We start from the raw sequence: 7,896 nt of genomic DNA, 5'->3' as shown, positions 1-7,896 counted from the left end.
CTACCTGGCATTCCCGTATCCCGTACAACGGGCAGATATTTTTCGCGTGATGATCGTGTACCTGTTGGGGGGATTTTATCTGGACCTGGATATGCTTTGCCTCAAAGAACTGGATGACCTGCGTGATGGCGAACTGGTACTGGGTATAGAAAAGGTTTTATCGGAGGAAGAAGCAGATCATCTTGGGCATCGTTACCGTACAAGAATTGCCAATTATATGTTTGGAGCGCGCGCCGGACATGCTTTCCTGCATGATTTCCTGGAGGCCGCCAGCGTAAAATCAACCGGAACTATAGCGCACGAGCAGGATATACTGGAGATGACGGGGCCTGGTTTATTAACGAAAGTATACCACAGGATGAAGCACCGCTACAACGATATCGTTTTGCTGGAGAATAGCAGCCGGCCTTGTCCCAAATCATGTGGTCCTGCCTCCTGTCATTTTGGTGATTATGCAGTACATTATCACGTTGGTTCCTGGCGCTGGGAGTCTGTATTAAACTCAGTCTTATTACTGGAAACTTATCCATCAGCTGAAACACCCTATGATGGTTTGTCAGGAGTCTTTAGCCGAATTAAGGAAATAGGAACCGTAGTACCTGATACCAGCAGCATGGAAGGGGAAAAGGTCCTGGTCTGTGGGATAGCTCCCTTATATGAAAATAGAATTTCATCCCGGAACAGTAATGCCATCTTCACCACCTTTGAATCTGATCAGCTTCCGGAAAACTGGGTGGCTGCTATCAATCAGTATCGTCATTGCATTGTACCACATGAAGCTATCAGAGAGGTGTTTCGCAATTCCGGCGTGTCGGTGCCGGTAACGGTAATACACCAGGGCTATCACCGGTTCAGACGTACGCAGATGTCTTACACTACCCCTGAAATATTCAATGTCGGATTTCTGGGTGTACCCGTAAAGAGAAAGAACCTGTTAAAGTTATATGAAGCCTGCCGCCAGTTACAGGAGGAGTGCATCCCGCAGCTGAAACTGCATGTTCATGTATCCAGTAGTTATGATTGGTTGGATATGCAGGCTTTTCAGGCAATGAAAAACGATGAAATGGTGGTATGGTCCACCGGTAAGTTGAACGATGAACAGATGGCTGCATGGTATCATCAACTGTCTTGCTATATATTCCCTTCAAGTGGTGAAGGCTGGTCTTATACGCCAAGAGAGAGTATGTACCTGGGCATACCCACCATCGTTACAGATATTCCCGTGCATAGAGAGCTGGCAAAAAGCGGCTATTGCAGGGTGATTCCTGCCGCAGCAAAAGAACCCGCAGATTTTGAAGGTATATGTATTGGCGATTGGGCCAGGATTGAAGTAGATGCCATTAAAGACGCCATACGGGACGTGCATAACCGGTACACACATTTCAGAAATTTATCAGCAAAAGGATCAGAATGGATAAAAAATAAATGGAAGAATGAGGATATGCTGTTGAGCTTACAGGGGTTTGTCAGCAGCTTCTAAATCGCCAGTGTTTTACTCACCAAAAAATTCAGATGATGATGAATGTTGATTTTTTAAAACCAGTAAATGTTAGAAATAAGATCAGGCTTGGTAACAACTATGATGGAGGATATATCGTATATGGAAAGGGGTTATCAGATATAGACATGTTGCTGACGTACGGAGTGGGTTGGGATGTACAATTCGAAGCAGACCTGAATACACGCTGCGGAACCAATGTACTGATGTTTGATCCTACGATGTTTGGTAAGACAATGCTGGATCTTAAAAAGCTGGCTGCAATGCTGAAGTCATTAAGAATGTATGCAGCAGGTAAATACATTTTTTCTATTTGGCAATTCTGGAAAATAAAACGTCACCTGGAGAAAAAGGGTGTTGTCTTTAATAACGAGGGCCTGGCTAAAGTAAACAGACCTAAGTACAGCACCTTTGCGGGTCATCTGGAACGATTTGGATTAAAGAACAAAAGACTGATGTTGAAGATAGATATAGAAGGTGATGAATACGATGTTTTAGATGACGAATTTATGCACAATTTAAACTGTGTGGATCAATTGATAATCGAGTTTCATAGCCTGGATAGAAGAATAGATGAGCTTCACTATATCATAAGAAAACTAAAAAAGGATTTTAATTTAATTCACATTCATGGTAACAATTTTGAAAATAGTTTTACCTACAATAAGCAGGAGGGTAATATAAATGAACGCATCGAGATTCCTATCGTACTGGAATGTACATTTCTTCGAAGGTCAGTAATAGCAGAGACTGACATTATATACGAGCCGGTTACATATCCAATTGAAAACCTTGACTATCCTAATAACTTGTTGAAAGAAGACATAATGCTTCGGTTTATTTAGAAAAGAGTAAATATTAAGGAGAAGAGAATCAATATTAAGAAGAATAGAGCCCCACCATTCATTCGCTTAAAAAAATATTGTCTCATGGACCCCAGATACGTTCGTAACCAGATTCACATCAGTAACAGCGCACAGCAACGTTTTAAAGATTTCAGCATATTAATAGCCGGCTGCGGAATAGGCAGCTACATTGCAGAATGTCTGTTGCGCATGGGCTTTGAAAATCTTACCATAGTAGATGGAGATTATGTAGAACTGACAAACCTGAACCGTCAGAATTATGTAGAGGCCGACATCGGCATGAATAAGGCGCTGGTACTACAGAAACGATTATTAGCAATAAACCCCCAGGCTAATATCACTGCCATTCCAAGATTCATAACCATTGATAACCTGTACGAGTTTGATATGGAGTATAGTGTTGCTGTAAATGCACTCGACTTCGATTCGGATATACCGTTTCTGTTTGATGAAACATGCCGCCAGGCAGGTATACCGGTTATACATCCCTACAATCTGGGCTGGGCCGGTTTTGTAACCGTACTAACATCCGATAGCCACGGTATCCAGTCTTTGGAACGTGAGCATAAAGTATTTGAAATGAATGTAGGGCAATTTATCCTGGGCAGCCTGGAAAAGCAAAGTATCTCTACCGACTGGTTTGAGAACTTTCTGAAAGAGTATGGCGAGGTGGCACTCACATCACCACCACCACAGTTGTCTATCGGCGTAAACATACTCTCCGGCATGGTAGCACACATTGTTTCGGACATCGCTACTGATAAGGTGGTAAAGAAATTCCCCGAAAGTTATTATTTGTCAATCGCTTGAAATTCCACAAACATTTTTCACCACAATTTATTGTACAAAACTGATTCCTATGTTCTTAATAAACGACTTTTATATCTCCAGACTTCAGAAAGAAGAGTTGAACGAAATGGTGGCATTTATTGTTGCCGAAAATTATTGGGGCCATCAGGGGCTGGCGCTGACAGCCGAGGAATTATCTGAAGAAATCAACGATTTGACGAAGGAAGATGTTGAATTTTTCGACAGCTCGATATATTACGTGTTAAGAAATAAAAAAGATCATAAAATTTATGGGTCCATTAAGCTCACTTATTGGGATAAAACGACGATCCTGCCTATTCAACGGCTCTTTGGCGTGAGCATTCCATGTATCAACTTTCTGCATGACAGAACTAAAGTATGGCATATAGGACGGTTTGCCATTTCCCATAAGATCCCCACCGCCGCCGGCAGGATCACCATCCTGAAAAAGTTGCTGTTCAACGCTTTTTATCCCCTGAACAGGCTGGCGGATGGGCTGTTACTGGCCGAATGCGATAAAAAGCTGACAAGCACCCTGGAATCGCTGGGCGTACGTTCTTTGCAACTGGGCAATTCCCTCAGCTACCTGGGTAGCGAAACACTGCCTATCTGTATTAAGTCAGGCTGGCTGGATGGTTTTATCGCCTCTCATGCTGAACGGTATTTTACCCGGGAGAATATGGATGATTTTACTTTTTTCCAGGATGCCACCTATGCCAGCGAATATGAGGAGGCTTATAAATAGCTCATCTGGACAACTATAAAGCGCATAAAATGAGAATATTTATCTTGTCGAATACCCGGTGTGATAGCGCTGCAAAGAGGTAATTGATTGATTTACAGTAAATTCGTCTACTGCATAGGAGAATAAAAGTAAAATAAAATATGAGGAATATTTTTTCTATCTTCAAGAAGAAAATTAACCCAAAATATGAGCATTTCAGTAGAGGACTTCTTTAAGACGCAAACTTTTGATGAGAAACCGAAACAGGATGAGTATAAAGCGGTAGAAAACTTGATCGATTTTGCTAAGGTGTTAAGTGAAGTTTCCTATGAAAGTGTATACATTATAGACTATGCCAAGCAAGGATTTCTTTACGTGTCGAAAAATCCCATTTTTCTTTGCGGTTGTACACCAGAGGAAGTGCTAAATGACGGCTACAATTTTTATTTCAAGCATGTGCCGAAGGATGATTTAGAATTACTTCTGAAGATTAATGAGGTTGGATTCGCGTTTTGGCAAAACTTAAAAATAGAAGACCGCCTGAAATATGTTATTTCCTACGACTTTCATTTAATGCAGCCACAGGGCGGGCTGGTGTTGGTTAATCACAAGCTGATACCAGTGTTTTTAGATAAAGACGGCAATGCCTGGATTGCATTGTGCGTTGTTTCCATCTCCCCGAATTCAACAGCAGGCAATATTAAGTTTAATAGTAAGGAATTAGACAGGCATTTCCAGTATAGTCTTGAGCACAATGCCTGGACGGAGGTGGAACGGGTGAAACTAAACAGCAGGGAAAAAGAAATTTTGCTGCTATCAGCACAGGGGCTAACAATGGACAATATCGCCGATAAATTATGTCTGTCAATAGACACCATCAAATTCCACAAGAAGAATGTATTTTCCAAATTAAGAGTTAAATCTATCTCCGAGGCGATTACCGCATCCATGATTGGGTGGGCAATTTAAAGGAACTTTTTCCAATCGATTTTATACATTTCCAAACCCCATGTGCATTATTTCATGCTGCAATAATAACTCGATGCCTGGCGCCGGGATGGCTCCCTATTTGGCGCTGCTGCCGGATTTCATGGTAACGGAAATAAACAGGTACCGGACCCTGTCCGATCGGCAGTCCAGATTGCTGGCCAGGTTAATGCTGCTGAAATATTTAAAACAGGAAAACCAGGAACACCTGATCCATCACTGGACAAGAGACGATGATTACAAACCCTTTATAGCCGGCTGGAAGGAATTCAATATTGCTCATTCCGGGGATATTACGGCCATTTGTTTTGCTGAAACGGCGGTAGGTCTTGATATAGAGAAAACACTGCCAATTGATGTGCCAATGATGGCCGACCATTTTCGTCCCGAGGAAACCCGATACATTCTGGCTTCAAACAAAGAACTGGAGCGTTTTTATGATATCTGGGTGAGAAAAGAAGCCGTATTGAAAGCCGCCGGCACCGGAATTGTAAATGGTTTAAAAGAAATTTGCTGCCTGGAAACCGAAGTGTATTATAACAACAGTAGCTGGTATCTTACCCGTCTGCAGCTCGGTGAAGGCTATACTTCCTATGTATGTTCAGCTCAAAGCAATCTGCAACCATTAATCGTGAGCTTTGATCCCAGGGAATTGTTAGTATAAGAATATGGCATTTCTGTAAAGAAGAAAAGAAACAACACTTGACTAAATAAAAAGAGGCTTGTAAGTTAATACTTACAAGCCTCTTTTGTGCACCGGAGTGTAGTTTTCTCGAACCGATTCTACCTAACCTACATTTTCTTTTCACTTGCATCCTCTTTCCACAATCAGCAAGCCTGGCTCTGTCCGTTGTCGGTGAAAATAAAAACAACACCAATCCCGGTTGCCAGCTATGTTTTGGTAAAACCAAAACGATCAGCTTCCTTCATGCTATCGCATTCAAAGAATAACAAGCTCTTATAATATTATTCCAATAACTTTTTTCTTTCAATCCGCTCCTTAGCTTCAATGAAGATATTATGTATCTTTTTCTCCAGCACTTTTTTAGGAGGTAGTTCTGTCCAATATTCCGCGACCACTATTCCATCTTTGTGCATTTCCAGGAGTTCTATTTGTTCCCGCCTACTTTCGGCACATAAGATTAAACCTATGGGAGAATGTTCCTCGTCTTTCTTTTCATACTTGTCCAGCCATTTTAAATACAATTCCATCTGTCCTTTGTGCTGGGCTTCAAATTTCCCCAGTTTCAGCTCAACAGCAACCAGGCGCTTTAAATTACGATGGTAGAATAAAAGATCTAAATGAAAGTCCTCTCCGTCGATAATCATCCTTTTCTGACGCTCTATAAAGGCAAACCCTTTACCCAGCTCCAATATGAAAGCCTCTAGTTCGCGTAGTACAGCTTCTTCCAGATCCTTTTCAAGATAGGTGTTTTGTAACCCCAGAAAGTCCAGAAAATACGGGTTTTTGAAATTGTCATTAATCGCTGGATGGTTGCTGGTGTTTTGTATATTCGCTATACCTGTCCGCTCAAATGTTTTGGTTGAAATTTGTTTTCGCAAATCCCTTATACCCAATGCCTGACTAACAGCCACCTGCGCATAGAACAGCTTTGCATCCTGATTCTTCAACGGTAACAATTCCACGAAATGCGACCAACTCAGTTGCTTTGACAGTGGTAAAATAGTCTCCAGCTCCGTGAATTGCTCTGCAAATTGCATCATTCTCCTTAAATTCCTTATCTCAAAGTTCCTTCCATATTGACTCTTTAATTGTGTCGACAGTGTCGACACAATCTGTTTTGCATACTCCGCCCGCTTATTTCTAAGGATTTCATCGTTAATACGTTGGCCAATCTGCCAGAAAAGTATCGTAAGGGTACTGTTAGCATGTGAAAACACTTGCCTTTGGCTTTGCTCTATAAGCTGCGAAAGCTCATTGAATAAAGATTGTTCAATTGATGTTGCATTTTTCCCTTTTGCCATTATGCTTATTCTTTATTGGCAAACCAATATTATGGAATGCCTGATTTTCTTGTTAAATAAAGAAGCTGAAAATTAGACAACGAAAGAATCACAAGCGTTAATTGGAAGTTAATGGGGTGAGGGAATTATTCATTTATAAAGCAAGTGATGGTTCGATTTTCCCCGAAAAACTCACTTTTGACGGATTGAATTATCGAACCGCCCGACTCAATGAAGCCGTCAAGCTAATTTACGCGCTGGGCGCAGATCTTCCCGAAAATAAAAATGGACAAACCAAGAGTAATCTCGATTTGTCCACCTTAGTGCCCAGAACTGGATTCGAACCAGCACATCCTTGCGAACGCTGCGACCTGAACACAGTGCGTCTACCAATTTCGCCATCTGGGCATCGCATGTCCCCGTTAAGGGATTGCAAAAGTAAGCGTTTTTTTAAATCCACCAAATTTTTTTTCACATACCCCAAAAAAAATCGCGCAAAGCCATCAAGGCTTTGCGCGATCCTCAAAAAAAGTAATATTTATACCGCTACATTAAATTCACGCAGCGTATCATTTAAGCTTGTTTTCAGATCAGTAGAAGCTTTACGCTGACCAATAATCAATGCGCAGGAAACCTGGTATTCACCTGCCGGGAATTTCTTGGTATAAGTACCAGGAATTACCACGCTGCGGGCTGGTACACGGCCTTTGTATTCAATTGGCTCGCTGCCGCTTACATCAATGATTTTGGTAGATTGCGTCAGCACTACGTTAGCACCCAATACCGCTTCTTTTTCTACTCTCACACCTTCTACTACAATACAACGGGAACCAACGAAAACACCATCTTCAATAATCACCGGACTTGCCTGTAATGGCTCCAGTACACCGCCAATACCTACACCACCACTCAGGTGTACGTGTTTGCCGATTTGCGCGCAGGAACCTACGGTGGCCCAGGTATCTACCATGGTACCTTCATCAACAAATGCACCGATGTTAACGTAAGATGGCATCAGGATGCAACCTTTGGCGATATAAGCGCCG

The 7,896-nt window shown here is 41.9% G+C and carries 8 protein-coding genes and 1 tRNA gene; 6 read left to right on the top strand and 3 right to left on the bottom strand.

The window, feature by feature from the left end; translation table 11 throughout:
• The 6 genes from VIP81_RS32350 to VIP81_RS32325 all read left to right on the top strand — a co-directional run.
• Positions 1 to 1,480: glycosyltransferase (locus VIP81_RS32350; RefSeq protein ID WP_331971996.1), on the top strand; the 1,480-nt coding region annotated here is incomplete at its 5' end.
• A gap of 32 nt (positions 1,481 to 1,512) precedes the next feature.
• The gene (locus tag VIP81_RS32345; protein ID WP_331971993.1) at positions 1,513 to 2,343 is read left to right on the top strand and encodes a hypothetical protein; all 831 of its coding nucleotides are present in this window, start codon (positions 1,513 to 1,515) and stop codon (positions 2,341 to 2,343) included.
• Between the two features lie 84 nt (positions 2,344 to 2,427).
• Positions 2,428 to 3,174, top strand: coding sequence for a ThiF family adenylyltransferase (locus VIP81_RS32340; RefSeq protein ID WP_331971989.1), 747 nt, complete (start codon positions 2,428 to 2,430; stop codon positions 3,172 to 3,174).
• 49 nt (positions 3,175 to 3,223) lie between these two features.
• Entirely contained in the window at positions 3,224 to 3,919 is a 696-nt protein-coding gene (locus VIP81_RS32335) for a hypothetical protein (protein ID WP_331971986.1), read from the top strand.
• Between the two features lie 186 nt (positions 3,920 to 4,105).
• On the top strand, positions 4,106 to 4,867 hold the full coding sequence (locus tag VIP81_RS32330; protein WP_331971983.1) for a helix-turn-helix transcriptional regulator: 762 nt from the start codon (positions 4,106 to 4,108) through the stop codon (positions 4,865 to 4,867).
• Positions 4,868 to 4,907: 40 nt separating this feature from the next.
• A complete protein-coding gene (locus VIP81_RS32325; protein WP_331971979.1) occupies positions 4,908 to 5,549 on the top strand; it encodes a 4'-phosphopantetheinyl transferase family protein in 642 nt (213 codons plus the stop codon).
• A 302-nt stretch (positions 5,550 to 5,851) separates the two neighbouring features.
• On the opposite strand, the gene VIP81_RS32320 is transcribed toward VIP81_RS32325, so the two are convergent.
• The 3 genes from VIP81_RS32320 to VIP81_RS32310 form a co-directional block, all read right to left on the bottom strand.
• A complete protein-coding gene (locus VIP81_RS32320; protein ID WP_331971976.1) occupies positions 5,852 to 6,871 on the bottom strand; it encodes a PDDEXK nuclease domain-containing protein in 1,020 nt (339 codons plus the stop codon).
• A 303-nt stretch (positions 6,872 to 7,174) separates the two neighbouring features.
• Positions 7,175 to 7,258 (bottom strand) — tRNA-Leu (locus VIP81_RS32315).
• Positions 7,259 to 7,388: 130 nt separating this feature from the next.
• Positions 7,389 to 7,896 (bottom strand): 2,3,4,5-tetrahydropyridine-2,6-dicarboxylate N-succinyltransferase (locus tag VIP81_RS32310; RefSeq protein WP_331971972.1); only part of this gene is annotated, 508 nt, incomplete at its 5' end.

This window comes from Chitinophaga sp. (assembly GCF_036566945.1).
Taxonomy (GTDB): Bacteria; Bacteroidota; Bacteroidia; order Chitinophagales; family Chitinophagaceae; genus Chitinophaga.
The sequence above is the reverse complement of the archived record's forward strand: the minus strand, read 5'-3'. Positions and strand labels throughout refer to the sequence as shown.

Coding starts and splice junctions, on each gene's coding strand:
- VIP81_RS32345 (WP_331971993.1), top strand. CDS start 1,513: ATGATGATGAATGTTGATTTTTTAAAACCAGTAAATGTTAGAAATAAG.
- VIP81_RS32340 (WP_331971989.1), top strand. CDS start 2,428: ATGGACCCCAGATACGTTCGTAACCAGATTCACATCAGTAACAGCGCA.
- VIP81_RS32335 (WP_331971986.1), top strand. CDS start 3,224: ATGTTCTTAATAAACGACTTTTATATCTCCAGACTTCAGAAAGAAGAG.
- VIP81_RS32330 (WP_331971983.1), top strand. CDS start 4,106: ATGAGCATTTCAGTAGAGGACTTCTTTAAGACGCAAACTTTTGATGAG.
- VIP81_RS32325 (WP_331971979.1), top strand. CDS start 4,908: ATGTGCATTATTTCATGCTGCAATAATAACTCGATGCCTGGCGCCGGG.
- VIP81_RS32320 (WP_331971976.1), bottom strand. CDS start 6,871: ATGGCAAAAGGGAAAAATGCAACATCAATTGAACAATCTTTATTCAAT.